This window comes from Paenibacillus qinlingensis, from assembly GCF_013204845.1.
In the GTDB taxonomy this organism is placed as follows: domain Bacteria; phylum Bacillota; class Bacilli; order Paenibacillales; family NBRC-103111; genus Paenibacillus_E; species Paenibacillus_E qinlingensis.
In genome coordinates, this window is the sequence record NZ_JABMKY010000002.1 from 609,617 (window position 1) to 634,969 (window position 25,353).

Here is a 25,353-nt window from a genome sequence, read left to right on the forward strand (position 1 = left end):
TACCCTCCTCATGGACGCACGAGAGATATCGCGTTGAACAGATTGACGATCACTTGTGCGGCCTCAGCGCGTGTGGTATGACCCAGCGGCTCGAACTTTCCATTGGCACGTCCTTGAATCCATTTGTTGGTGAAAGCTTTGTTCACAGCATCTACTGCCCAGGATGAAATTTGCGACTGATCAGCGAAATTCGCGGATGCTACCGAAGCGGAGGACTGGCTATTCTTCTCAAACGCCCTCATGAACATAACGACCATTTCTTGACGGGAAATTGGTGCATTGGGCTCAAATAACGTCGCGCTTTTGCCTTGTACAATACCTCTGCTGACAGCAATGGAAACCGACTCTGCGTACCAGCTGTTTGGAACTACATCGGTAAACTCATGAGTACCCTTGCTGGAAAGATGCAACGCTTTGACCAATAGCGCCGTGAACTCTGCTCGCGTCAGACTCCGGTCTGGCTCGAATCGCTTCGCATCTGTTCCCGACAGTATGAGTCTGGCGGTTAGATCCCGAATGGCACTGGCAGCCCAGTGGCCTGCAGGGACATCGCTGTAATCTTTTTGCAGCTCAAGTACCCCATATTGGCTAAAATGCGGAAGCTCCGCAGTAATTTCACCATTGCTGCTCTGACCGCCAATGTAAGACAGTTGGCCATTATCTGAAATGTAGTATAAGGCTGCCCACTTTACCTCCGTATTGCCATCAAGCTTCAGACGAAGGGTGATCGGCGCATCGAATTGTGTTACTTTAAGGGTCTTGCCAGATGGACTCGTCAGTGTCAATTCGAAATTGTGAATTTTGCTGCCCAGTTTCACATTACCAGCAAAGGCTTGTTGGAGCTGTTGTTGCAATTGATTAGCTGCAGGTTCAGTGAGTGGCGTGATGTTGAATGTCGCCACAGCATTCTTCCATTCTGTTCCTGCCGTCAAAGCCGCCACTTGTTTGAAAACCTCTGGTGGAATGCTCACGCTCAGCTCTTTGGATTTGATTTCAAATTTTTTCTGCCCAATATAACTGAAAGCATCCGTTGGAAAGCTGACCTGAATCTTATCGGAAGCAACGGTGTAACTTGCACTTCCTTTCAAATAGCTCCCTGTCAATACACCTGAATTCGAATCTTGCCCAGGTCCAGAACCGCCTGTGCCTGGAAGTTCAATAACAGTTGTGTTAACCACCAGCAGGGTCAACGCAGAAGCAGTGCCTGCACTGAATTCGAATGATAAAGTTGAACCACCTAAGGGCAATCTCGCGAGGTACGATTTGGATAATACAACCCGTGTGCCGTTCACGACATAATCCGTACCCGCAATTAGAACGTTTGTTCCATTCTTAATTGCTGTCAGCGTATTCCCATTCAGGGTCATGTCAACGTTCAAATCAGCTTGTTTGGATACGTTCTTATCAAACGAAACCGTTATTGCTGATAGAGTCGAATTGGCATCACCAACTGTAAAGGCCGTTGCTTGCGGAACCTGGATACCTTGGCCGCCAATTTTGACCGTGTATGATCCTTTTTTATTAGCCAAACTACTTAAATCAAACTGGAACGCAAAATTTCCTTCTTCATCGCTAGTGGTTTGGTCCAGTGCAATCGTTACGCCGCCTTCATTTTGCATCGCCATTGTCACATAGCTGTCCTGAACATGATACGTTTGCCCGCTCACCGTAACGAACTGCGTGCTCGGATCGACGGTCGCCATCACATTCATCTCTGAAACTGGTACTGCTGTTGGCTCAAAGGCAATCTTGCCAAAGTTTCCTCTTACCTTCTTGTTCTGTTCACCGTTAATTGTCCAGCCCCATTGACCACGACTAGCAAAGCCTCCGTCGCTCAGGAAAGCGTTCAGAATGAATGGTTTGCCGGTCCATGGTTGAGATAAACCTAGTGCATGCAGAGGTATGGCCACTTCCATCGTATAGCCTTTTCCATCTGTGTCCTTCTTAAGCTCCATGAAAACGGACGGTTTGGAGTTTACGCCATTAATGGACATATAGGATTGATAACCAAAATCAATACCGCTTCCAAGTACTAACTGAATATCAGTTGGAAGCATAGTACCCTTTTTATCTGGATACTGGATATAATCGAGATCCTCAGCACCCATAAACAATTCAAGCACATCACCGTTCCAGATACCTGTTCCTGTTTTGGTATTGATCATCGGTGTTGGATCTTTGATTTTAGCTCCGAGATACAGCTTCCTCTCATCATATTTAAAATAAATGTCCGCACTATGCTTATCTCCGTTATTATCGGTTACGCCTGCGATGCGCATCAGTTCGCTGCCAGCCCATTCACCTATTGGATTGCCATTTTCAGCATCAGTTTCAACCACACCATCCAGGACGATTTCGCCTGCAGCGCGTTTGATCATAATGTCGGTATCAATCGGAGCAACAGGAACTTCCGTCCCATAGCCGAAAGCCATCTTCGTTAAGTAAGGGAACCCGTTCCCTGTATTTCCGATGAGCTTCACCCTGACGTATTTGACTGCTGGAGGCAAATAATTCGCTTGCACAACGTCCGGTATGCTGTTATTTGCTAAGGATCCGAAGGCTGGATGTTTGTAAACGCCAGCAATGTTGTACAACGTGAAATCAATGCCGTTTGTCGAGGTCCACAGTTCCATGGCTGGGCTACTCGGGAGATTACCGAAATAATAGCCTTCGACATACGCATTTTTGAAGTCCTTGCCAGCTGGCGCTGCATACGTCATCATCGACGCATTTGTCGTATCCCTGCGCTTAATATAGGAAGTTGTGCCAAAGGTTCGTATATCGGCAATCGTGGATGGATTGACCACTTGCAAATTGGAGGTATCGCTTCCCGCTGTATACATAGAGAAACTGGATGCATCATCAATTACATATCCACTTAGCGGTGTTGTTGTTGAGAGTGAGCTCTGGATACTAATTTGATCAATTTTGAAGTCAGCTGCTGTAGCCGTATCTCCATAAAATGTAGCTTGGGGCAGGATGACGCGTAGATATTTAGTTCCTGGTGTAATCGGTTCTGCCGTGGTGTATGTTGCTTTTACATATTGAACACCTGACATGAGCTCTGGACGAAGCTTGCGAAGCAGTGTAACTTTTTTGCCATTCTCAAAAGTACCTGTTTGGCTGTTATACACCGCTTCATACACGGATAGTTCATTTTGTGGCGTGAAGTTCAGCGTCCATTTGTTATAGGTAACTTCCATATCCATGGACTTGAAATCACTTGCCCCGGAATAGTAGGAGAAATCTCCTGCCATACCTATGGCACTGCCACTGTTAATTGTGGTTCCTTTGTAACTGAAAACTTGTGAGAAATTTGACAGCTCATCCAAAAACCGATGATTACTGTCAAACGCTATCGTGTTTCCCGTAACGGTGCCCGCCAACGAAGATGTAGGTGGTTGTGGCACATATACGCCGGAACTTACTACATGTGTACCCGAAATAGTCCCTTGTTCTGCAATTGGCGTAACCCCAAAAAATACATATTTGCCAATATCTTCGGCCACAATCGTATAATCGGCATACACCGCATTCGTTATCGTTGTTTTATCTGAGCCGTTGGCTTGTGTCCCCCGATACCACTTGTAAACCGACGTTCCTTCAGGATCAGATTCCGTATCGTTGAACGAGTAGTCACCTGTTAACTTATTTCCAAGTGCAGGTGTGCCATTCACGTTTAAAGTCACCGCTGTCGGAGCTTGATTAACCTGGCCTCCGCCTTGGCCGTTGTCTTCTTTCACAATGACAAGATCATCTACAGAGATGGTGCCTGTCTGATTACGATACGAAGAGAACGAATACTGGGAAACCGAGCTAGCTGTTGGCGTATAAATGGCAATATTTGAAGCCAAGGCTGTGCCATCAATCGTGACACTATATTGCTTGTTAATCATGTTCACATCAATATGGATGTTGTACCATTGATTCGCTGCAATACCAGTCAGGACTGTGGTCTTATCGTTTGCACCCGATCTGCGTGCAATCTTGTTCCCGAAAAACAACAACTCGACCACTTTTTCCTCTTGCGCATTCTTTAATGCAAAGAAGTATCCTTCAAAGCCTGAGTTGATTGTACTAGTCTTAGCACGCAAATCTACACTGAAAGAAGTGGTGATGGGAGAAGCAAAATTGTAGGTAGCCATATTTGCAGTACCATTGCTATTCTCTGTCGTGGACAAAGAGCGGTTACCATAGGTATCTTGCACGACACTGACTACATTGGGGGTTGCTGTGGCCACCCACCCAGTAGGCACTTGACCTATAGAAGTGTTTTGAAAGTCTTCTGATAGAACGGTTATACTTGCGGCTTCTGCCTCATGAGTTGCTATGGGAACCATGCTGAATAGAAGGGCTGCCAATGTAAGCATTGTTACTAGTTTTCTCATTCTGCCACCTCGTCATTATCTCGAATTTCCTTACTTCTCGAGCAATACTTTAGCTGCAACGGAATTTAGCGCCTCATCATTCACAATGAGTTCAGCTTGGCTGACTTTATCCTGAAGGAACCGATCGAAAGCTTGATCACCTAGTTTCTGTGCAATCCCCTTACTCACTTCATCCAGTGGAAGTAAAACATCTGCTTGTTTCTCCACACACTGCAATACGTTGAGTGTCTGACGCTCCTCAATAACGCCACTAATTTCGCCGTAATGCAGACCTTTCGCTGCTAATGCAATGGCGGGACCCGTCATCACATCCATTCGGGCTGATTTGGCGTCGAAAACTTGTTCCTTACACCTGTAGATAGCAGGCTGATTTTCACAATACATATCCGTTACTGTCTTGAAATCTTTGCCAGCTTCCAATTTCTTGATTACATCCTCCAACTGCTGCTCGGCGCCCAATTTGGATGTTCCTTCATTCGTTACGCTGTAAGGGATGGAAATCATGTTTACCTTGCTCATACCTGCCTTCACAAAATCCCTTTGATTCGCATCATAATAAGTTTTAATTTCTGTCTCCTTGATTGTTGCAGAGCTGTTCATCTTACGCTTAAGATCTTCAAGCAATTGTGACTGTCTCATCTCGTAATACACTTTTGCATCCAATTGTTTGGGACCATAGATAGGTTTACCAGCTCTTGCATCCTTTGTTCTTCGTTCATTCTCAATCCGCAATTGTTCAAGAAATGCCGTATAGCTGGCATTCTGAAGATGACCATATTGAATACCCAGCGATTGCTGAACCTTCAACATCATCATTTTCCGAAGAACCTCTTTAGTAATTTTGTCTAATGGAATTTCACCCTGATAACTCGTTGTCCAAAATTCAGGACTCTCTTCAGCTCCGTATGTATGTTGAAAATAAGCGAGAATCTTTGCGCGCTCCGCCACTAAGAAGACGGAAAATTCTCTAGCTTCAACAACCTCGCCGTTAACGGAGGCAACACTTGCAGCATTGGAACTGTCCTCTCGAATGAGCTGTATGCTTCCAGTTAGCAAGATACCCGCCAGAATCACAATAAAACACCATAAACCGATAGCCAGTCTGCTGTTTCTCGCCTTTTTCATCGTCATCTACTCACCTCCATGTGAAAAAGTTTCCAACTCACTCACATATTAGCAGTTATGATTCAGCCCCGACTATATGATTACATGACATAAACATCGAATTTGTAACCTATTCTGAAGTATCCGTTGCAATCTCCCTTGACTCAAAGTGAGACCAAACCAGATCGGGTACCGGTGTCTGCAAAAACCTTTCCCCTTCTGTGACTAATTGTTCTAGATATGGCAAATAGACCTCATCGGAAAGAATTCAAGTATGTCGTTAACTTTCATGCAGATAACCTCTCCTCTTCCGGAAGCCGGATATTTCTTCCTGCGCCAAGACCCGCCCATAAAAATACAAGGATAGCAACGAATAGCACACTTAGCGGTGTACGCCAACCTCCGCTCAAGTCATGCAGCCAACCAAATAAAGCAGGTCCTGTACAAGCAAGTGTATACCCGATAGATTGCGCCATGCCGGATATTTCGGCTGCTTGACGTGTGCTGTTCGTACGCAAATTAAAGAACATCATCGTCAGGCTAAAGGCAAATCCAGCCGCACTGCCGATGAGAGCGCCACCTAACGCAAGCAGCACCACATGGTTCATGAATAAACAAAGAACCCCGCCAATAGACATGGCAGCACTCGTCATTGCTAATACACGTTGGTTCTTCATCTTAACTGCAATCAAAGGCACAACGAAATTAAAGGGTAGTCCGGCAAATTGCATCAAACCGACCATGACACCAGAGGTGCCCGCACCGACTCCGCGTTCTGCCGCAATGTCAGGAAGCCAGGCCATGACCACATAGAAAAAGAACGATTGCAATCCTAAATATAGGGTAATTTGCCAAGATAATTTATATCGCCATAAGGATATTCGTTTTTCTTTTGTACTTGTATTGACCGTTAACGTTGCGTGCTGACGCGCTCTTATACAGTACAACCAATAGGAAGCGGTCAGGATAGCTAGAATCCCCCACAAAGCCAACGTTTTCTCCCAACCCCAGCCCAACGACCTGGCAATTGGGATACTTGAAGCCGATGCAATGGATCCCGTTAGATTCATGGAGACCGTGTAGATGCCTGTCATAAATCCAAGCCGGTTCGGAAAATAACGATTTAACAAGGAAGGCAGCAAGACGTTGCCAACGGCAATGCCCATACCCGCCATTGTCGTGCCGACAAGCAGCAGACTTACACCTGACCAAGGTCGTATCAGAAGGCCTGACGCCAACAAGAGTAATGCGGCGAACACCACGCGTTCCAACCCAAAGCGATTGGCCAGTCGTGGCGACAGAATAGAGAAAGCTGCAAATGCCATCAGAGGCAGCGTCGTTAGTGTGCCTGCCACAAGATGTGACAAACTCAATTTCTGACTGATGGATTCCAGCAGTGGACTAATTGACGTTAATGGCGCCCGTAAATTAGAAGCAATGAGTACAATGGCAATGACCATGGCTAGTTTATTTTTTTCAATTTTCCACATGCAACTCACCCTTACTTAAATGGGAACGGCTCCGATTATCGGAGCCGTCCATGTAATCATTATTTTTTATTTGCGGCTGCCCATGCTTCCAGTTGGGTTTGAACTTCTTTGTTAATTTTATCCATACCCGCTGCTTTCAACTTCTCAACCATCTTAGGCAGGTATTCGACTGGATCTAGTGTACCTGTGATCAAGCCAGGATAGAATTCAGCAAGAGCATTGGTATAAGCAGAGATTTCATTTTTGACATTTTCGTTGTTGAAAATAAAGCCAATTCCTTTTGCTTCTTCTGCGTCTGTATTAAATTTGTTGTATTTCTCCCATTTCTTTGGATCTTCATTCGTCCAGAGGTAGTCATTGAACTGATTGCCGAACATGTAAGGAGCTCCTAGGGAGTAGCCTGAAGTTTGTGCTGTCATACCTTGAGGGAAATCAATGGTGTTGGCATCTTTCTTCACGAAATGCTTGCCCTCAATCCCGAATGCAATCATATTGAGCAGCGTTTTATCCGTATACAACAAGTTCAGGAACATCATGACGCGCTCTGGATCTTTGGACGTGCGGGAAATCGACAACATGTTGCCAAGTACACTGCCTGTAGTAATAAGCGGCTTTGTAAATTCGATTTGCACCCATTGTTGACCTGTCGCTTGGGACACTTCCAAATCTTTCCCCGGTTTCAATGTTTCAGGGAAAGCAAATACTTTACCCGAGCGATACGTACCTGCGAAGTCGGTCAACGTAGCAGCATCCTTATTGATAAAGCCGGCTTTATACCATTTATTCGCCAGCTTCAGCATATCCATGTAACGTGGATCGCTATAAACGTCAATCAGCTTTAGATCTTTCGTAGTGCGGTCAAAGGCACCGAGATTCGTAGCGCTGGAGCTTGCCCCGTAGAAGTTGCCTTCTTGTATGGCGATGAATAGCGCATTGCCCTTGCTGCTTAGGAATGGAATCATCCCGGGCTCATTCTTCTTAATGACTTCGAAGAACGGCTCCATATCTTCCGGTTTTTTCACAGTGCTGAGATCGAACTTATACTTATCCACTAAATCTTTGCGTACCAGGAACCCTTTACTGGCGGCAAATTCTTTATTGGTCGGCATCCCATATGTTTTGCCGTTGTACTTAATCCCGTTCAGGACCTTAGGATTCACGATTTTCAGCGCATCTTGCCCATATTTGGCCATCAAGTCATCAAGCGGAATGATCGAGTTATTTGTAATTTTGCCTTTCCAATTGTCAAACGCCGCCGTGTACGTAATATCAAACGCTTCATTGGACGCGTATTTCAGATTCATTTTGTCTGCCCAGCTACCCCAGTCGATAACCTGCATATCAAGCGTCACATTAATCTTGTCCTTCAAATACTTGCTGACCTCAGCGTTGACCAGCTCCTGGTCCTTCTGCGGAACGCCAGGCACGAACATTTTGATTGTGTACGGATCTAACTTCGCAGGTGCTGGCGTCGCCGAAGCTGTTGTTGCCGTTGTGCTAGTCGTTGGTGTGCTTGTGGTGTTCGAAGAACATGCGGTTACCAAGAGACTTGCGGTAATGGTTAAGCCTAATGCCAAACCGATTTTATTACGGATCATTTTCATTGTCTTTACCCCTCCATGATAATATTCATTCTAACATGCTATATGCTCGACCGGTGTGATTACCGGATGAAGCCTACCCTTTCACAGCGCCAACTGTTAAACCTTTCACGAAATATTTCTGAAAAAAAGGATACGCCAACACGATGGGCCCCATCCCGATGATCGCCATCGCCATCCGTGCCGTTTCACTTGGAAGTTTGGCAGCCTGATCGCCTACTCCGCTGTCCACAGCAATGGTAGTTAAATATTGCAAGTTTCGCAAAGCTTTATACATCAAATATTGAATGGAAACCAACTTATCCGAATTTAAAAACACCAAGGAATTAAACCAATCGTTCCAGTAGCCTAATGTATAGAACAAACCGATGGTCGCCAGCACTGGCAGCGATAACGGCAGAACGATTTGTGTAAAAATTCGAATCTCGCCAGCTCCGTCGATCTTGGCTGACTCTAGGATGGATGGATGAATGCTAGTCGTAAAAAAAGTCCTCATAATAATTACGTAGAAAGCACCTAGCAAATGGTTCGGAATAATTAAGGCCCAAATTGTGTCCCGCAAATCAATGAAGTTGGTATACACGAGATACCAAGGAACCAACCCGCCGCCGAAAATCATCGTGAAGAAGACGAAGAAAGAGAAGAAATTTCGAAAAGAAAAATCTTGCCGGGATAACGGATAAGCGACCAAAGCTGTGATCGTGAGCGCTATGATCGTTCCGAATACCGTTACGAAGATCGTAATCATGTACGAATTGAGGATTGGACCGATATCACGCATGAGATACTCATAGGCAGCCAAGCTGAAGACACGCGGAATGACATTATAGCCATACAGGTAAATCGTATCCTGATCCGTCAGCGAAACGCCCAACACAACGAGCACTGGAAAAATGCAGGCAGCCGAGAACAGCAGGAAGAATAGATGCAAAACAATTTCAGTCGGTTTTTTAATGGAATTGATTTCGTGCTTCCGCCTTATCAGCGATAGTTTGCTACCCTGCGGGGGAGCTTGCGAGGCTACAGTCAACTTCTGAACAGATTCTTTCATTTCGGCTCCTCCTAGAACAATGCATTTTCTTTATCCATTTTACGCACCACGTAATTCGTTGTTAGCACTAGTACAAATCCTACCGAAGCTTGATATAAACCAGCTGCCGAGGACATCCCGATGTCTCCCAAAGTGAGAAGTGCGCGATACACATACGTATCAATAACCTGTGTGGCTGAGTAGAGCGCCCCCGAGTCAAGAGGTACCTGATAGAATAATCCAAAATCCGCATTGAAAATTTTACCGACCTGCAATAACATCAAAATAATGAGCACGGGACGAATGAGCGGAATCGTAATGCGAGTAATCTGCTGCCATTTGCTTGCACCATCGATGTGCGCTGCTTCGTAGTACTCGTTATCAATACCGATGATCGCCGCCAAATATACGATACTGTAGTAGCCGACAGACTTCCATATGTTCACTAGCGGGAGAATATACGGCCAATACTTTACCTCGCTGTACCACGATACTGCTGGAAAACCAAGTGGCTCCAGCACTGTTTTGTTAATAAATCCGTACTCGCTGTTTAGCAAAGAATACACCAGATAACTAATGACGATCATGGACAAGAAGTAAGGAAGAAACATGACGCTTTGATAAAATCGTACTGCGAGCCGCACTCTCATTTCATTCAGCGCAATGGCAAATCCCACCGGAATCACGAGATGGAGCAAAATAAACAACGCATTATACAGCACCGTGTTTCGCGTAATGATCCAAACTTCCTTCGTACTGAACAGAAACTTGAAGTTATCGAATCCAACCCAGTCGCTGCCGAGAATCCCCTTGGAGTAGTCGATGTGTTTGAAAGCAATTACGACACCGAACATGGGCAAGTAGTTGTTTAAGATTAGATACAGGACGCCAGGCACAAGCAACATAAGCAGCGCCTTGTCTTTCCTCACGTTTCGCAAGAATCGCACGAACATGTTTTGTGACTTTAGATTAATGTTATTGCTTTTCATGTGATGTCACACCTTTCACTTAATTCCTATACTCCTAGTATACTGTCGTTTTCTGTCTCTCTCTATCGGGTAGCGTGACTCTTATCTCGATTTTATGACTGCTTTGATCCAAACACATTTCACGAAAACAAAAAAAGTCTGGCATCATGCCAAACTTTCTATAAACGCTTGCCTTATTTCAATTCTAGGTTTTGGAATCGTTTACGGAATTCCACGGGCGAGATGCCTACCTTCTTCTTAAACGCTTGTCCAAAATGCGAGTAATTCTCGTAGCCAATCTCCTCGCAGATATCAACCGTTTTCAGACTCGATTCAGTCAACAGTATTTTTGCCCGATCCATTTTCGCGTTAATGATAAAGTCTATCAGAGATTGACCTGTTTCCCTTTTAAATATGCGTGACAGATAAGCGGAATTCAAGTAAATGTAAGCGGCAGCCTTCTCCCGAGTCACGTCTTTTAAGTTGGATTTAATAAATAGCTTTGTCTTCTCAATAATCTGAGAGCTTTCATTGCGTTGCAAATCCAGATAACGTGAGCCCGTATCGATTAATTTCTCTGCCCACGTTTTCAATTGAGAAATTGAACGAATGGCATGTAATTCCCCGCTTCGTTCGCGAAGTCCTGACCACTCTTTCACCGAAAAACCGTTCTTATGTGCAACGTGATAGATCATATACACGAGGGCATGATACAGTGCACTTGCCGACTCCGTATCCGCACCACCTTCCTGCATCCCGGCAAATAATTGATCTAACCGCTTTAAGAGCTCTGTTTTATTGCCTGTTTCAAAAAGAATGACCCAATCCGACCATGGGATGACGAACGGATGCTTGCTAGCATGGTTAGAGCGCTCCGATTGATCTAGCTGCTGAACAGACAGGGGATTAGACAAATTCTCCTGCTCCATCTCGATTAAACGATGGTACACCTCGGTAAGCTCTGGGAACGGAACCAAGTGCCCGATATAGCAGGAAACCGTACAGTAAAAGTACCGACTGCAAGCATCAGCGAACGTGCGGCATGCCTCTGACAATTGCTCTATATGGGACGACCGTGCGGATGATTCATAGACAAGCGCAAAGAGAATCCCATTCTCATCTTTAATAATGTCCCCAGCGAACCCGCCTAGAAGCAGCTCGGACGCTGCGTTGCGAATCGCATACTCCAACGTGTCCTCATCGCGTAAGCTGAATTCCTTATGCCATTGCTCAATACTGATAAGAATGGGCAAGATTTGAGAATCTGTTCTTACAGGCAAATTGACCGCTTGCAAATTACTCGCATCAGGAATAATTCGACCTGACAATAGATTCTGCCAATAGCGCTCAACGACAACTGATTTCTGCCGTTCCCACAAATTGCGGTATTTCTTGCTCGTTTCCACCATTTGCGATGCATTTTTGTTTTCATTGATTTTGTCAATCGCCTTGTTCACCGTGGAGACGAGCTCTTCCGTTTTGACAGGCTTCAGTAAATATTCGAAACTTCCTAATTGCACGGCTTTTTTTGCATAGGAGAATTCCGCATGTCCAGTTAAAAAAATCGTTTCCACTTCGGGATAGTGATCATTCACCCAGGCAATAAGCTCCAGTCCGCTCATGCCAGGCATTTCAATATCGCAAATGATTAGATCGATGGAATGCGCTTTCAATATTTCCATTGCTTCTTTACCACCCATGACCTGATACACTTCTTCAAAGCCAAGTGCCGCAAAATCGACAGACCTCATCATGGCACGCAGCACGTAGACCTCATCATCGACGATCATCAACTTTGCCATTTTCCTCATCCTCCATTTCATGAAAAGCACCAATTGCCGGAATAATCAGACGTACAACGGCACCATTCGGTTCAGCTTGCAAAAAGGAAACCTCTGCTTGATCCCCAAACGCCATCCGCATTCTTCGGTATACATTCCAGATGCCCATATGCGTCCCCGTGCCGTCTCCAAACATCTTGTCATTAAATGTTGATAAGATCGACGGGCTAAAACCTACGCCATTATCGCGAATAAGAATTTCGATACAGTTGGGAACTTCTTGACAGATTCCCGCAGAAATCTCGATGTGAAAAGTTTTACTCCCCTCTTCCATCCCGTGAATCACTGCATTTTCCACAAATGGCTGAATCATCAGCGGAAGTATCGATATGCGAGTGAGAGGCTCTGATAGCTCAATCTGATACGTAATTTTCTCTGGAAAACGAAGCATTTGAATTTCCAAATAGTTGCGTATGTGCCGCACTTCTTCATCCAACGTAATCGTATCCCTGTGCGATCTCGTAATAAATCGGAAATAATCGGCAAGATGCTCCGTCATCTTCTTAATCAGATCATTCTCCCCAAGCGTAGAAAGACTATTAATAATATTCAGGGAGTTTAAATAAAAATGAGGATTAATCTGTGCTTGTAAATGCTTAAATTCCGATTGCTGCGCTTTCAGCATCTCTTCGTAAACGTTAATTTTCAAGTGGCTAATCTGAGAAATCATGTGATTAAAAGTTGTAATCAGAAAATTCAGCTCTTCTGTCTCTGCTTCCTTTACGCCGATTTCCAGATCCCCTTTCACGACACGCCGCATCCCCATAATCAAGGAATTCATGGGACCGAACAGCATTTTACGCAAATAATGAGAGTAGAAGAAAAAGATAATGATGACACCAAGCGGAATGAGATAGATGACTCGTTGAAAAAAAGGCAGTCGCTGCAGCAACGATTTTTCAGGGATCATCGCAGCCAGGCTAAGTGGTGCCTGTTGAAAAGCCGTACTGACAAGCAGGTAATCCTTATGGTCAACTGGGTTTTCAAAAACTTGAAAGGCTTGCGGGTTAGCAATTAGCTTACGGTTAACCGCTGTCATCGTTTCCGGTGACATCACCGATTTAGTTAACGTTTGTCCCGCCGTATCCAGTAGTATCGCCTCCCAACGTTCACCATAGTCTAATCCGCGCAGAGGTCTAATCAAATCCTCTAACAAGATAACAGCGCCGATATAGACACCGCTATTCGCTTGCGCCAAGCGGACCAAATAATTTCTATCCCCTTGCTCAAGTACCATCCAGTTCCCGAATGTTTGTCCATCCTCCCGCTTTTTCAAGTACGCGCCCAACATCTCCCTCAGATTGTTCGTATCCGTGTAGGAGGAACGAGAGAATATAAAATCTTCTTTGTCGACGGAATAAGCGAAGAATGAATAGAAATTTTCGAACGCGCTGCTGCCGGCCGTGATTTCGTTATGAATTTTGATCTTGGCCAACGTATATTTCCCATTCGTCTCTGGATATGAGGCCATATCAAGATAGGCAGATTGGAAATCAGGTGAAACAATCTGGCGCAATAAATAGTGCGTGATTTCCTCTAGCGTGCGATCAATCTGTGTAATATGTATCGCGAGTACATTACTGGTAGATTGCGACACTTCCTCTCGAACAATTCTAATGGCGTAGTAGTTTTCATAATACAAAAACAGGATCAAAGGTGTAATAATCACTAAGAAGCTGCGGATCAAACCGATACGAAGAGTTGGTTTTTTCATTTCATTTCCACCCGCCATGAACATCAGGATATAAAAATAAGGCACCCCGTCATGAGCACCTTACTTTCTTCGATATGATCATAACACGCACTTCAGGTTCAACGTCAAGTACTATTCCACTAGAATACTTATTCAAAACCATCTAAATGCGCTATACAATTGTATTGTAAGCATTCCCAACGGCTCTCATTGTGACGAATTTTCGTAACCGAAGTGTTATGCAAATGTTCCTCAATATCTTCATGTGGAATCAAATCCATTAGAGTCAGACTAAGTAAGGCACCATGACTAACGATTAAGACCTTCTGATTCGGATGCCTCTCGATCACTTCTTGGATGAAACTCACACCGCGAGCCGCAATTTGTTGATGGGTTTCGACCCCTAAATCCAATTTGGACCAGTCTTCTCCCCATTTTGCCACACGTTCCTCCAGTGTTGTCCCTTCAATCTCACCGCAATACATTTCTCTTAATCGCTGATCCGTGTAAACTTCCAGTTGCTTCACATTGCCAATGTATGCTGCTGTTTCACGAGCACGCCCTAAATCGCTAGCATAGAGAATATCCCAATCCTCATCTTTCATTCGTTGGGATAATAAGTCAGCTTGTTTGCGACCAAGTTCATTGAGTGGAACATCCGTTTGTCCTTGTATGCGTCGTTCCGTGTTCCAATCTGTTAACCCGTGTCGTATGAGTCCAATAACTGTCATCCAATTTCATCCTCCAAATAATACATCTAGTATCGTACCTAATGAGCCCGCTTTCTTACCTTGTAACACATTCGGATCATACATGTCTACGTATCCACAATGCAAGCAAGAGACCGCTAAGAAATGTTGATGCTGAATATCGAACATTTTACTTAAACCTGTCCCCGTCATCGCTATTTCTTTGATCTGACACTCTGTGTGCTTACATTTGCAGCACTTGTATTGGTTAGAAATCCGCTCTTCCAGACTTAGCGTGTCAGACTCTTCATATTCGGTTAAAGCTTCAACATCACTTTCTTCTCCATTTGAATTCAAATGGTACGTGATCCTGCTTGCAAGCAGGACAAACATCCTCAACCAACTGTACTTGTTCATGACACCAAGGACATTCTATCATGGTTAGTCTCCTCTCAGGAACATCTTTTACTATTCCATATGTATGTTCATTTCCCTTCCCTTCGTCGAAAATGACAAAAAATAGCTGGAAAACTTCCAGCTATTTCTCATTTCTTCCTATAGAAATTGTTCCACGCCAGTTTCGGCTGATCGATATACAGCCTCAAGCGCGGCTATGACGCCTCGCGCATATTCGGGTGGACAACTCGTTTCACTTTTCGCCTCAATTGCGATTAACAGATCCTTATACTGTAACTGGAAAGGAGTATCCATTGGTGGCACGTCCACCTGTTCATACACACCGCCACGACTGATCCATAAACTTACTCCAGTAGCCAGCTTCAACATCCCTAATGTACCAATGATTTCTGTTTCATTCCGAGTAGCCCCTGGATAGCCAGACTGGGCAATTGACGCGGGCAGCCCCGAAGCTAGCTCCATATAGATGATGCCGCTTCCTTCAACATTTCCTCGTTTGCCATGATGACTTACTGCGGCGCTTACTTTGCGTACAGAACTGTCCATCAACCATTGAATCTTATCGATCGAATGTGTGCCTAAATTAGCAAGGATGCCTCCACCTGATTTATCTTTTTCCAGAAACCATTGCGGCCTTACATCTTGGAAGTAATTCAGATGCCGGACATCATTAATCATGACAATCTCACCTAGCTCGCCACTTTCAATGATCTTCTTAGCATAAATATTCTCAGCCATATAATGCTGTGTATGTCCGATTAAGATGCGAATATCCGCTTTGTTCGCGGCATCCATAATGTCATCACATTCTGCAACGTTCAGGGCCATTGGCTTCTCCAGCATCAAATGGCAACCATGCTCAGCAGCGAAAATAGCCGTCTCTCTATGTAGAAAATGTGGCAGCGCAATGACCACAACATCCGGTCGTTCTTGCCGAATAAGCTCTTTATAATCACTATAAGCTCTAATACCGTAGGTCACTGCAATAGCTTCGGCTCTCTCTAGTTGAATATCCGCAACAGCACAAGCTACAAACCCATCCGTACTGCGAATCGCATCAAAATGCTGACCAGCTATAGCCCCAGCTCCTAGAACAGCTACCTTTAATTCTGCTTTTTCCATCATTGTAATCCTCTCCTTAACTCCTACACAATTACTACTATAAGTTCACTGTTAGTCCTGTTTCCCGACTCTCATTAGCCGCTTCCATAAAACGAATGATTTGTAGTGTCTCTTCCTGATCGATATCTGGAGTTGCACTCCCAAACATTGTCATAATTTTCTCCAAGAGACTCGCATAGTACGGTTTCGGGTGTTTGTTGACATCAACAAATTGCGTATGTGATTCTCGATGCAGAAGTGCACCAAATTGTCCGTTGCCCCTACGATTGCCACGTATGGTACCAATAACGCCATTGTCCCATACGCCAGTTATCAGATCATGATCTTCTGTTGTAGCAGCAGTCACGTGAAGACAGCCCTTGCCAAGCGCTCTAAAAAGCATTTCAACCGTATGCACACCATACCAAAACAGCCCAGGCTGTGTCGGTTGTAACGCCAGAGGACCGTAGCAGTCCATCCCAATAATGTTACTAGTAGTATCTGATTCTTCTAAGGCTATCGTCAACTCCTCTGCGTATCTTAACGAGGAGCAACTCATGATAGGAATATTATTTTCTTGCGCGATAGCGAAAATTTCACTAGCTTCGGCAGAAGATACGGTCATAGGTTTATCGATAAAAATAGGCCGACGATAGGACGCTACACGGCGGAACTGCTCCAAATGAATTCGGCCATCCACGGATGTCATCAGAATGCCATCGCAATTCGCTGCTACTTCTTCTGGTGAGTCGACAATTTCAACTCCTCCTTCGCGAAGCTGAGCAGTAAACTTTTCAATCCGGGAATAACTCATCTCAAAATCAGGAGAACCACCAGGATAAGCAATGGTGACCTTACCGCCAGCAACATGAAAAGGATGATCCTTATCATTTAACAAATGTGTAAATGTAGGTGCATGCGAGGAATCAATGCCAATGATACCGATTCGAAATGTAGACTGATTCATAAATGGAACAACCTCCAATACAGAATAAATGAATTTGTACGTTAATCTGTGATCCGCTTGATCCAGTATCTCTTCACTTTCATCATAATGAACTTCCACATAAGAGACAAGTCTTTTAATAGACTATAAAGATATTTCACATCAGTGCTTAACATGAAAAATAAGCCCCCCCATTAGGGAAGCTATATCTCATTTGCCATTGCTGATCACACTCAGCATCAACCAATAAATTGTGTAAGTACGTAATTAAAGCGATCTCTTTCCTCCCAGAATCCACCATGCCCGCTGTAATGAAACGGGATAAGCTGCGAATTTGGAATTCGTTTATTTATCTCGACCGCTTGTTGGTAAGGAATTACTTTGTCATGAATCCCGTGAACAATCAAAGTAGATACTTCAATTCGACCTAGATCTCCTGCCACATTCTCATCTCTCAACAATCGAATGACTGCCGCGGTTGACCAGCTGGCTGCTTGTAAGCCCATTTGAAAGAACCAATCTGAGAATCGCTCCGTGATATACTGAAAGAAGAATGTATCCGTTACATTTTGCAGCATATTAGCGCGATCGTTGGCGTTCGCTTGCAAAAATTTCGCTGCCGCTTCGTTCGTTAAGCCGGTTGGGGCAGCGGCGTCAATCAGCACAAGCTTCGCTACACCTTGGCCGTGATGTCTGGCCATATAACGGATCGCGATAGCTCCGCCTGTTGAATGTCCTGCAAGTGTAATCCCTTCCAGCTTTAACGCCTGAATCACGGCATGCAAGTCATCTGCGAGACGATCGTACGTATAGCCGTCCATCGGTTTATCCGATTGTCCGAATCCACGCCAATCCATACCAATACAGCGATACCCCAAACCTGGAAGCACATTAAACTGATACTCGAATTGTGTATGCGACAAAGGCCACCCATGAATAAACAGGATGGTCTTCGTCCCTTTTGGATTTACATCTTCGATAAATAATTTCACACCATTTTCCACTTGAACATAGTATCCCAAGTTTGACGCCTCCGTTATGGAAATCACTTCTGTCCAATACGATATTCAACTAGGCAAATATCGGTGTCAATGTGCTTAGCTTTGTGCAGAATTATTCCTCTTTCTGATGATTCGTGTAGACCCCAATGACAGAAAGAAGCGCAGCAACACCATTAGCAATGGCATTCGCTGTTTCATCTGTAATAATATCCATGCCAAATGCATCCAAAATCAGTTTGGCCGCACCTAATAAACCTAGCGCTAATGTGTAATAGTTGATTGTTTTCATATCTCTCACCACCCGTCTATTAGAGGATGCTATATCCTATGTGAGAGAGTACGAGCTTGCACAGTTCGAATACAGGGGGTTAAAAGCACAAAAAAATGCTGCCATCATTGAAAGATGGCAGCATTTGAACCTCTTATTTTAGTCCGCTTAGTTCAGCCTTCACTTCATACTTCGAAGACACATAGGTTTCTGCCTTTGCTTCTGTCATGACTTGTGCGTACATCATGTCAGGTTGCGGCTCTGTCAACGAATACTTCACAATCGCTTGACCACCCGATTCAAACTGGATGCTATCAATGCTAATACCATAGCCAGGATTCGGCTTGATACCTCTGGAAAGTGTCACTTTGTTCACATCATCGTTCACTTTTTCAATCGATACTGTGACTTCTTCTACTTGTGGTGGTTTCTGCACATGCGCCTCTAGCACACGAATGGCATTGTACAGCCAAGTCGCGGCTTCTCCTCTTGTTAGCTCACTTTTGGGATTGAAGTTGCCATTCCCATCCAGAGCGGTAATTTTATATAGCAATAACCTTTGAATCGTACCTTGATAATCCACGGTAAGCTGATCTTCATCTTTGATTTGGATATACATTTTCACTAATGGAAATTGACCCTTGGTTTCAAGCGCTTTAACCAATAGATTCCCGAATTGTTCGCGAGTAATCGTTGCATTCGGATTCACATCCTTCGGGATGTCCAGGTTGTGGTAATGCGCAATAATGAACGCATCTGCATACCAAGCATCATTCGGGATATTCGAATAGCTATCAGATGCTAAGGGTTGCTTAATAAATCGCAAATTATCCAAGTTAAGATTCAGACCTTTGACGATCATTTGAACACTTTGTGCATAGCTGATTTTACCCTTCGGCACAAAATGCTCATTATCAAAACCACTCACAATACCTCGATCTTTTAGTGCTAGAACGGCTGTTGCTTGTCCCTCTTCTAAGTCTGAGAATGCGTATGCGGAACCAAATGTCAAACTACTGCCCAAAAGAAGGGTTAAACTGAATGCTGCTATTTTTTTCATACTAGTGCTCCTCTCATTTTCGGTTGGTATTTAGTACCTTATTGGTTATGGATACTTTCCTAACGTCAGGAGCACTGAGATTGTTGCAGCTTACGTCATTTTGTTAAAGCAATGAAATTAATAGCGCCTGTAAGGCAATCGCTTCCTCATGTTCTGGGGATTGCGAAAGCGTGCGATCTACATATCGCTTAGCCGCATCATCCTGTCCCAACTCATAGTAGCACACCGCCATTTCATAGAGAACAGTCGCATCATTCTCAAGCCTCGGCTGAGTTCGTTCAAAGTAAGGGATTGCGTCTTGATACATGTCCATTTGATATAAGAGAATTCCACAAGCTAGGGCAACATCCGAGTTACCATCCATTGGATAATAATGTGCCCACATGTGATGAATTCCTTGCTGAAGCGCAATCCATTCATGGTCCTTACTATCTGGAATCAGTTCAATTAGACGTTTCGTACAGGGCAGCAGAAACTGCGTATCGTAGCCGCTCAAGCGCCACAAGGCTAACAACTGAGGCATCGTCTTCTGCTCCAACTGCGTGTCGAAGACTTCCTTTAGATTGAAAAAATCGTCAGGACCGAATCGCTCCACAAACCTATCATACGCTAATCTTGTTAGACCATACTGGTTAGGTTCAGAAAGATTGAGCATACATCCGATGTTTAAGTAGGTATAAGGATGCTTCGTGAATAGCGCTTTTGCCCCCTGCGCTTCGCATACATAGCTAATCGCATGATAATTCGCCGTTAATGAAATGCTGCCGTGATGTATGAGCTTCGGAGGTTCGTTATATTCCCAGCTTTCTAAGCGATGATCGCCTTTATCAGCCGTGAGCAACAGGAAACCTTCCTGAGATAATGCTTTCAACCGCTTTAAACAGGCCAAACTTACTTCAGGTATAAGAATGTGTGAATCTGAAATATGCCCTCGATACACATCTAACAACTCTCGATAAGGGTACGAATCGTCATCATACCTATGTTCTCGATGGTAATGATAGCTCGCTACAACCTCTTTCAACTGCTGGGAAACGCTAAGTTCATGTGCACCTTCCGGAAATTGCAATGAAATCCGACAATCGTACATGTGCCCATCTTCGACATAGATTAATTCCTGTGGCAGACTGTCAAAAAAGTAATTCGCCAAAATAACTAACGGCTGCGCCAGATCACCCGATCCAATGCGTTCACCGGCATGCTGTAAGTATATTTCTTTATCCTGCACCGCATCGAATTTCGCAAAGTCCAACACACCTTGCTCCACGAATGGCGTTAAGCAAGCATGTTGCCGCCAGAATGCAACGTTCTTCTCTGCCAAATCGCTCATCACATATCGAAACGGAGGCAGTGGTAGTCTAGCCATTTGTGTAAGCTTCGTTAATTCCTGTAATACATAAAAAGCGAACTGACCAGAGCCCGCTCCTATCTCAAGGATAATCACACGTTCTGTCAGCTGCCCGATTCTTGCTCGATCCTGCAAGAAACCAAATAACATTTCCGCATAAGAAATAGCCATTACCCGATTACTTGTTATGTACTGCGGCACTTCTCCGCTCTGCCAAGCCGTAATACCCTGTTCCTCGTAATAGGCACGTTGCAGCTCCCATATAGGCGCTTCACTAAATCGATACATTTCTTGCTCCTTATGCGTCATTCTGTGATCCAATTCCCTTCCAATTCAATTTCCAATCGCACAAATGTCATCTGGGCATATAGTAATATATCACTACGCGAGAGGAAGAACACAATGACTTATTTTAACGAGAATTATCAGAATCCAGGCCCTTCATGGCCATCACCTTATCCATCCAATCCCATGCCTACGAACTGGCCCTATATGCCAACCCCTTGGATCCAAGAGGATGATTCCTCTTATCGTGCCAAAGAGCAGCCACTTACGTTCGTCCTTGTCCATGGTTCATGGGCGGATACCAGCTTCTGGGCCGGCATTGCTTCTGAGTTAAGCAAAAAAGGTCATACCGTCTACGTCCCCGAGTTTCCAGGACATGGCGCTGACCCGAATAAAAATGTGACCCATGCGATGATAAGCAAATCAGTTGCGGATTTCATCATTTCACATAAACTTCATAACGTCGTCCTTGTTGGCCATAGTTTTGGAGGATCCGTGATCCAAAAAGTAGCGGAGTTAGTACCCGATCGCTTGAAGCGACTTGTTTTTCTCAATGCTTTTGTCCTCAAAGATGGCGAAACGCTTGCTGACGAGTTGCCGCCACAAGTCGTAGAACAATTCAAGCAGCTGGGTGCAAGCTCCAAAAACAATACCATTACGCTTCCTTTTGACTTTTTCAGAGAAGCATTCACCAATCTGGCAAGTCTCAACCAAGCCAAACAGATGTACAAAACGGCTTTACCCGAACCTATAGGTCCTTTATTCGAAAAGTTGGATCTCAAGAAATTTTACAGCCTTCCGATTCCCAAAAGTTACGTACATCTCATGGAAGATAATGTGATCCCGTTTGGCGACCCCAACTATGGTTGGCATCCTCACATGTCAAGCAGGCTCGGCCTTTTCCGATTCATTCAACTGCATGGCGATCATATGACGACTCCACAATATGAGCCCCGGCTGGTAGCCAGCAAGCTTTATGAAGCGGCTCGAGACTGATTCGAACGAATTAGGATGAACAAGCGGGTGCGCCCGCTTTGGGATTAGCTTTTAACCAATCTAATATATCATCTAATGTTCGCACCGGTACGATAAGTAGCTCACCGGCACCTTTTCGCGCATCTGCTTCATTCGCCACAGGAACGAAAAACACGTCCGCATTCGTACGGCTCACGGTGTAGGCTTTCTGAACGAGCCCGCCGACAGGGCCGACGGAGCCATCCGGTTCAATCGTTCCTGTCCCTGCAACGTGATGACCATATGTCACACCGCATGGTGTAAGCTGGTCAATTAGTGTTAATGCCAACATCGCTCCATGGGAAGGTCCACCTTCGTGCAATAAATAGTTATGATATGTCACTAGATCAGGGATATCGTATTGGAGCTCATTGGCAATCATGATTCCGATGGAGGCACGAGCTGGATCGTCAGTACTTGCACGCGTAGCTACCGTCAATTCGACCTTCGCTTTATTACGGACCACTGTCAGTTTAATCGAATCACCTGGTTTAATCGCCTTCATCTGCTCGCTTAACTCCAGAGTCATCGTAATCGGCTTTCCATTCAGTGCGATGATGACATCGCTTGGCTGCAGCACCTCAGCGGCTTTCGTATTTTGCAAAACGGCCGTAATCCGAACACCTTCTGAGAGGATGCCTTTGCCTAACCCTACTTTATGAAAAGCGATCGCACTACCCGCGGCGTTTGCATCTTCCTTCATCGTACGAACTTCCTGATTATATTCGCCGAGCGACATCCCTAGCGTTTCAATCTTCTCAAACGTATAATCTTTAAAAAGCTTCGCATACACCCAGTCCATAGGAAACGCCGGACGTTCGAAAATAAGAACACCCGAAATATCACCATGCTTGGAGCCGCCTTCGGCTTGTGCATACCGGTTCATATTGAGGGTGATTCCTGGATATGTCACCAAATATTGTGTTGGCCAAAGCATCACAAGCAAGAGAGCCAGTGTCACACCAAACACGATTATACTTTGGCGTGGCACCCTGCGTTTCTCTTTTTCGTGCAGGACGATATCCGTTGCGACAAGCAACAGACTAAGAATCATAGCGGAAGCAGAGAACTCCAGCTTTTTGGGTATGGAAACGACGAGAATAGCACTAAGTAAACATACGAAAGCAATTAGGGCACGAAATACCTTCATCCTCCGTGTTTGCGGCTGCGCAAGATGCAGGAGTGCAGCTGCCATCCAGATCAAAGGAACAATGGCAATCGCGTAAATCAGCCCATCAATAACATCTATCCAATAAAAGCGAGTCCCCCATCGTAACGGATCTGGCAGCCAGACCAGTTCTCCAATCATAATTAACAGGAGAATAATGACAATTCCCCACACATACAGCTTGTGCCAAAGTGCCATCGCACACATCCTTTTTGCGAAAAACTAACGCTACACGGGGTTGCTTAACTGCTCCACAACTTCATCATACGAGAGCTTTCCACCGAAAATATCAAGGGCACTGCCGACCGTAATGTCTAACTTCCCTTGGGAAAGCTGTCGAAATAACGCCAAATCCTCAAATGATCTAGCACCGCCTGCATAGGTAGTTGGAATTGTGACCCACGCAGCTAATGAACTTACGAGACTTTGTTGAATACCACTCTGTTTCCCTTCTACATCAACCGCATGTATTAGAAATTCATCGCAATACTGTTCAAAGAACCGTATCGACTCTTGATTTAATTCCACATCACTTAACTGTTTCCATTGATTCGTTGCTACATACCACTTGCCATCTTTTTCTTTGCAGCTAAGATCAATAACTAATTTCTCTTTACCAATCGCTTCTACGATCCGCGTAAGATTATCCATATTCAGCTGACCATCGCGGAAGATATATGACGTTACAATGACGTGTGATGCCCCTTGCTCCAGGTAAAAGCTAGCGTTCTCCGCATGTATGCCGCCGCCAATTTGCAGTCCTCCAGGATATGCCGCAAGTGCTTTTATAGCCTCTTCCTTGTTCCCATCGCCTAGCATGATAACGTGCCCGCCGGTTAAACGATCTCTTTTGAACATATCCGCGTAATAAGCGGAGTCATACGAAGACACGAAATTCTCAACAACAGCTTTCCCCTCGTCACCTAAGGTTTCACCGACGATTTGTTTCACTTTTCCGTTATGTAAATCGATGCATGGTCTAAATTTCATGACGTTATGTTTCCCCTTTGACATTCGTAATACTTGAACGATTTTCCATCTATTATAACATAAAATAGCTGCTTGAACGTACCGATGCAAGCTGACCTTGCGCGCAACTTTTGTGCGCTAGCGTGCGTGGCCGGCCCTTTCTTCGGCCTTGCGCACAATTTTTGTGCGCTAGCGTGCGGCGGCCGGCCCTTTCTTCAGCTTTGCGCACAATTTTTGTGCGCTAGCGTGCGGCGGTCGGCGCTTTCTTCGGTCTTGCGCACAACTTTTGTGCGCTAGCGTGCGGCGGTCGGCGCTTTCTTCGGTCTTGCGCACAACTTTTGTGCGCTAGCGTGCGGCGGCTGGCCCTTTCTTCGGCCTTGCGCACAACTTTTGTGCGCTAGCGTGCGGTGGCCGGCCCTTTCTTCGGTCTTGCGCACAATTTTTGTGCGCTAGCGTGCGTGGCCGGCCCTTTCTTCAGCCTTGCGCACAATTTTTGTGCGCTAGTGTGCGTGGCCGGCCCTTTCTTCGGCCTTCCGCACAATTTTTGTGCGCTAGCGTGCGAGGCCGGCCTTTTCTTCGGCCTTGCGCACAACTTTTGTGCGCTAGCGTGCGTGGCCGGCCTTTTCTTCGGCCTTGCGCACAACTTTTGTGCGCTAGCGTGCGGTGCCCGGCCCTTTCTTCGGCCTTGCGCACAATTTTTGTGCGCTAGCGTGCGAGGCCGGCCTTTTCTTCGGCCTTGCGCACAATTTTTGTGCGCTAGCGTGCGTGGCCGGCCCTTTCTTCAGCCTTGCGCACAATTTTTGTGCGCTAGCGTGCGGCGGCTGGACTTTTCTTCGGCCTTGCGCACAATTTTTGTGCGCTAGCGTGCGGTGGCCGGCCCTTTCTTCGGCCTTGCGCACAATTTTTGTGCGCTAGCGTGCGGTGGCCGGCCCTTTCTTCGGCTTTGCGCACAACTTTTGTGCGCTAGCGTGC

Annotated in this window: 19 protein-coding genes; 1 reads left to right on the forward strand and 18 read right to left on the reverse strand. The window is 45.2% G+C overall.

What is annotated here, in order from left to right:
• Positions 1-8: 8 nt before the first annotated feature.
• The 16 genes from HQN88_RS06100 to HQN88_RS06175 all read right to left on the reverse strand — a co-directional run bounded on the left by HQN88_RS06100 (position 9) and on the right by HQN88_RS06175 (position 21,233).
• Positions 9-4,388 (reverse strand): S-layer homology domain-containing protein, encoded by a 4,380-nt coding sequence (locus HQN88_RS06100; RefSeq protein ID WP_173109332.1) that lies wholly within the window; start codon positions 4,386-4,388, stop codon positions 9-11.
• A 30-nt stretch (positions 4,389-4,418) separates the two neighbouring features.
• Positions 4,419-5,519: a peptidylprolyl isomerase gene (locus HQN88_RS06105; RefSeq protein WP_173109333.1), complete on the reverse strand. Its 1,101-nt coding sequence runs from the start codon at positions 5,517-5,519 to the stop codon at positions 4,419-4,421.
• Between the two features lie 260 nt (positions 5,520-5,779).
• Complete coding sequence (locus tag HQN88_RS06110; protein ID WP_173109334.1) at positions 5,780-6,982, reverse strand: CynX/NimT family MFS transporter; 1,203 nt, start codon at positions 6,980-6,982, stop codon at positions 5,780-5,782.
• A 59-nt stretch (positions 6,983-7,041) separates the two neighbouring features.
• Positions 7,042-8,586 (reverse strand): ABC transporter substrate-binding protein, encoded by a 1,545-nt coding sequence (locus HQN88_RS06115; RefSeq protein ID WP_173109335.1) that lies wholly within the window; start codon positions 8,584-8,586, stop codon positions 7,042-7,044.
• 73 nt (positions 8,587-8,659) lie between these two features.
• Complete coding sequence (locus HQN88_RS06120; RefSeq protein WP_173109336.1) at positions 8,660-9,634, reverse strand: carbohydrate ABC transporter permease; 975 nt, start codon at positions 9,632-9,634, stop codon at positions 8,660-8,662.
• 11 nt (positions 9,635-9,645) lie between these two features.
• Positions 9,646-10,602 carry an ABC transporter permease gene (locus tag HQN88_RS06125; protein ID WP_173109337.1) on the reverse strand — a complete coding sequence of 319 codons (957 nt, stop codon included), beginning with the start codon at positions 10,600-10,602 and terminating at the stop codon, positions 9,646-9,648.
• 173 nt (positions 10,603-10,775) lie between these two features.
• Complete coding sequence (locus HQN88_RS06130) at positions 10,776-12,383, reverse strand: response regulator transcription factor (RefSeq protein WP_173109338.1); 1,608 nt, start codon at positions 12,381-12,383, stop codon at positions 10,776-10,778.
• Positions 12,358-14,136: a sensor histidine kinase gene (locus HQN88_RS06135; RefSeq protein WP_173109339.1), complete on the reverse strand. Its 1,779-nt coding sequence runs from the start codon at positions 14,134-14,136 to the stop codon at positions 12,358-12,360. The genes HQN88_RS06130 and HQN88_RS06135 overlap by 26 nt, the downstream gene beginning before the upstream one ends.
• A 128-nt stretch (positions 14,137-14,264) precedes the next feature.
• Positions 14,265-14,846 carry a histidine phosphatase family protein gene (locus HQN88_RS06140; protein ID WP_173109340.1) on the reverse strand — a complete coding sequence of 194 codons (582 nt, stop codon included), beginning with the start codon at positions 14,844-14,846 and terminating at the stop codon, positions 14,265-14,267.
• A gap of 6 nt (positions 14,847-14,852) precedes the next feature.
• Positions 14,853-15,161, reverse strand: coding sequence for a zinc ribbon domain-containing protein (locus HQN88_RS06145; protein WP_246320057.1), 309 nt, complete (start codon positions 15,159-15,161; stop codon positions 14,853-14,855).
• A 198-nt stretch (positions 15,162-15,359) separates the two neighbouring features.
• Complete coding sequence (locus HQN88_RS06150; protein WP_173109341.1) at positions 15,360-16,346, reverse strand: Gfo/Idh/MocA family protein; 987 nt, start codon at positions 16,344-16,346, stop codon at positions 15,360-15,362.
• A gap of 34 nt (positions 16,347-16,380) precedes the next feature.
• A complete protein-coding gene (locus tag HQN88_RS06155; RefSeq protein WP_173109342.1) occupies positions 16,381-17,289 on the reverse strand; it encodes a Gfo/Idh/MocA family protein in 909 nt (302 codons plus the stop codon).
• A 218-nt stretch (positions 17,290-17,507) separates the two neighbouring features.
• Positions 17,508-18,290: an alpha/beta fold hydrolase gene (locus tag HQN88_RS06160; RefSeq protein WP_173109343.1), complete on the reverse strand. Its 783-nt coding sequence runs from the start codon at positions 18,288-18,290 to the stop codon at positions 17,508-17,510.
• Positions 18,291-18,381: 91 nt separating this feature from the next.
• Positions 18,382-18,558, reverse strand: coding sequence for a hypothetical protein (locus tag HQN88_RS06165; RefSeq protein ID WP_173109344.1), 177 nt, complete (start codon positions 18,556-18,558; stop codon positions 18,382-18,384).
• A gap of 133 nt (positions 18,559-18,691) precedes the next feature.
• Positions 18,692-19,597, reverse strand: a complete 906-nt coding sequence (locus HQN88_RS06170) for an S-layer homology domain-containing protein (RefSeq protein WP_173109345.1) — start codon at positions 19,595-19,597, stop codon at positions 18,692-18,694.
• A 103-nt stretch (positions 19,598-19,700) separates the two neighbouring features.
• The gene (locus HQN88_RS06175; protein ID WP_246320058.1) at positions 19,701-21,233 is read right to left on the reverse strand and encodes a tetratricopeptide repeat protein; all 1,533 of its coding nucleotides are present in this window, start codon (positions 21,231-21,233) and stop codon (positions 19,701-19,703) included.
• 114 nt (positions 21,234-21,347) lie between these two features.
• Between HQN88_RS06175 and HQN88_RS06180 the strand changes: the two genes are divergently transcribed.
• Positions 21,348-22,226 carry an alpha/beta hydrolase gene (locus HQN88_RS06180; RefSeq protein WP_246320059.1) on the forward strand — a complete coding sequence of 293 codons (879 nt, stop codon included), beginning with the start codon at positions 21,348-21,350 and terminating at the stop codon, positions 22,224-22,226.
• A gap of 10 nt (positions 22,227-22,236) precedes the next feature.
• On the opposite strand, the gene HQN88_RS06185 is transcribed toward HQN88_RS06180, so the two are convergent.
• Positions 22,237-23,610, reverse strand: a complete 1,374-nt coding sequence (locus tag HQN88_RS06185) for a PDZ domain-containing protein (protein WP_173109347.1) — start codon at positions 23,608-23,610, stop codon at positions 22,237-22,239.
• A 30-nt stretch (positions 23,611-23,640) separates the two neighbouring features.
• Positions 23,641-24,402 carry a phosphoribosylformimino-5-aminoimidazole carboxamide ribotide isomerase gene (gene hisA / locus HQN88_RS06190; RefSeq protein ID WP_173109348.1) on the reverse strand — a complete coding sequence of 254 codons (762 nt, stop codon included), beginning with the start codon at positions 24,400-24,402 and terminating at the stop codon, positions 23,641-23,643.
• Between the last annotated feature and the right edge of the window lie 951 nt (positions 24,403-25,353).

What these genes read in the sequence shown, in the direction of transcription:
- HQN88_RS06100 (WP_173109332.1), bottom strand. Translation starts at nt 4,388, where the DNA reads ATGAGAAAACTAGTAACAATGCTTACATTGGCAGCCCTTCTATTCAGC.
- HQN88_RS06105 (WP_173109333.1), bottom strand. Translation starts at nt 5,519, where the DNA reads ATGACGATGAAAAAGGCGAGAAACAGCAGACTGGCTATCGGTTTATGG.
- HQN88_RS06110 (WP_173109334.1), bottom strand. Translation starts at nt 6,982, where the DNA reads ATGTGGAAAATTGAAAAAAATAAACTAGCCATGGTCATTGCCATTGTA.
- HQN88_RS06115 (WP_173109335.1), bottom strand. Translation starts at nt 8,586, where the DNA reads ATGAAAATGATCCGTAATAAAATCGGTTTGGCATTAGGCTTAACCATT.
- HQN88_RS06120 (WP_173109336.1), bottom strand. Translation starts at nt 9,634, where the DNA reads ATGAAAGAATCTGTTCAGAAGTTGACTGTAGCCTCGCAAGCTCCCCCG.
- HQN88_RS06125 (WP_173109337.1), bottom strand. Translation starts at nt 10,602, where the DNA reads ATGAAAAGCAATAACATTAATCTAAAGTCACAAAACATGTTCGTGCGA.
- HQN88_RS06130 (WP_173109338.1), bottom strand. Translation starts at nt 12,383, where the DNA reads ATGGCAAAGTTGATGATCGTCGATGATGAGGTCTACGTGCTGCGTGCC.
- HQN88_RS06135 (WP_173109339.1), bottom strand. Translation starts at nt 14,136, where the DNA reads ATGAAAAAACCAACTCTTCGTATCGGTTTGATCCGCAGCTTCTTAGTG.
- HQN88_RS06140 (WP_173109340.1), bottom strand. Translation starts at nt 14,846, where the DNA reads ATGACAGTTATTGGACTCATACGACACGGGTTAACAGATTGGAACACG.
- HQN88_RS06150 (WP_173109341.1), bottom strand. Translation starts at nt 16,346, where the DNA reads ATGATGGAAAAAGCAGAATTAAAGGTAGCTGTTCTAGGAGCTGGGGCT.
- HQN88_RS06155 (WP_173109342.1), bottom strand. Translation starts at nt 17,289, where the DNA reads ATGAATCAGTCTACATTTCGAATCGGTATCATTGGCATTGATTCCTCG.
- HQN88_RS06165 (WP_173109344.1), bottom strand. Translation starts at nt 18,558, where the DNA reads ATGAAAACAATCAACTATTACACATTAGCGCTAGGTTTATTAGGTGCG.
- HQN88_RS06170 (WP_173109345.1), bottom strand. Translation starts at nt 19,597, where the DNA reads ATGAAAAAAATAGCAGCATTCAGTTTAACCCTTCTTTTGGGCAGTAGT.
- HQN88_RS06175 (WP_246320058.1), bottom strand. Translation starts at nt 21,233, where the DNA reads ATGTATCGATTTAGTGAAGCGCCTATATGGGAGCTGCAACGTGCCTAT.
- HQN88_RS06180 (WP_246320059.1), top strand. Translation starts at nt 21,348, where the DNA reads ATGACTTATTTTAACGAGAATTATCAGAATCCAGGCCCTTCATGGCCA.
- HQN88_RS06185 (WP_173109347.1), bottom strand. Translation starts at nt 23,610, where the DNA reads ATGGCACTTTGGCACAAGCTGTATGTGTGGGGAATTGTCATTATTCTC.
- hisA (WP_173109348.1), bottom strand. Translation starts at nt 24,402, where the DNA reads ATGAAATTTAGACCATGCATCGATTTACATAACGGAAAAGTGAAACAA.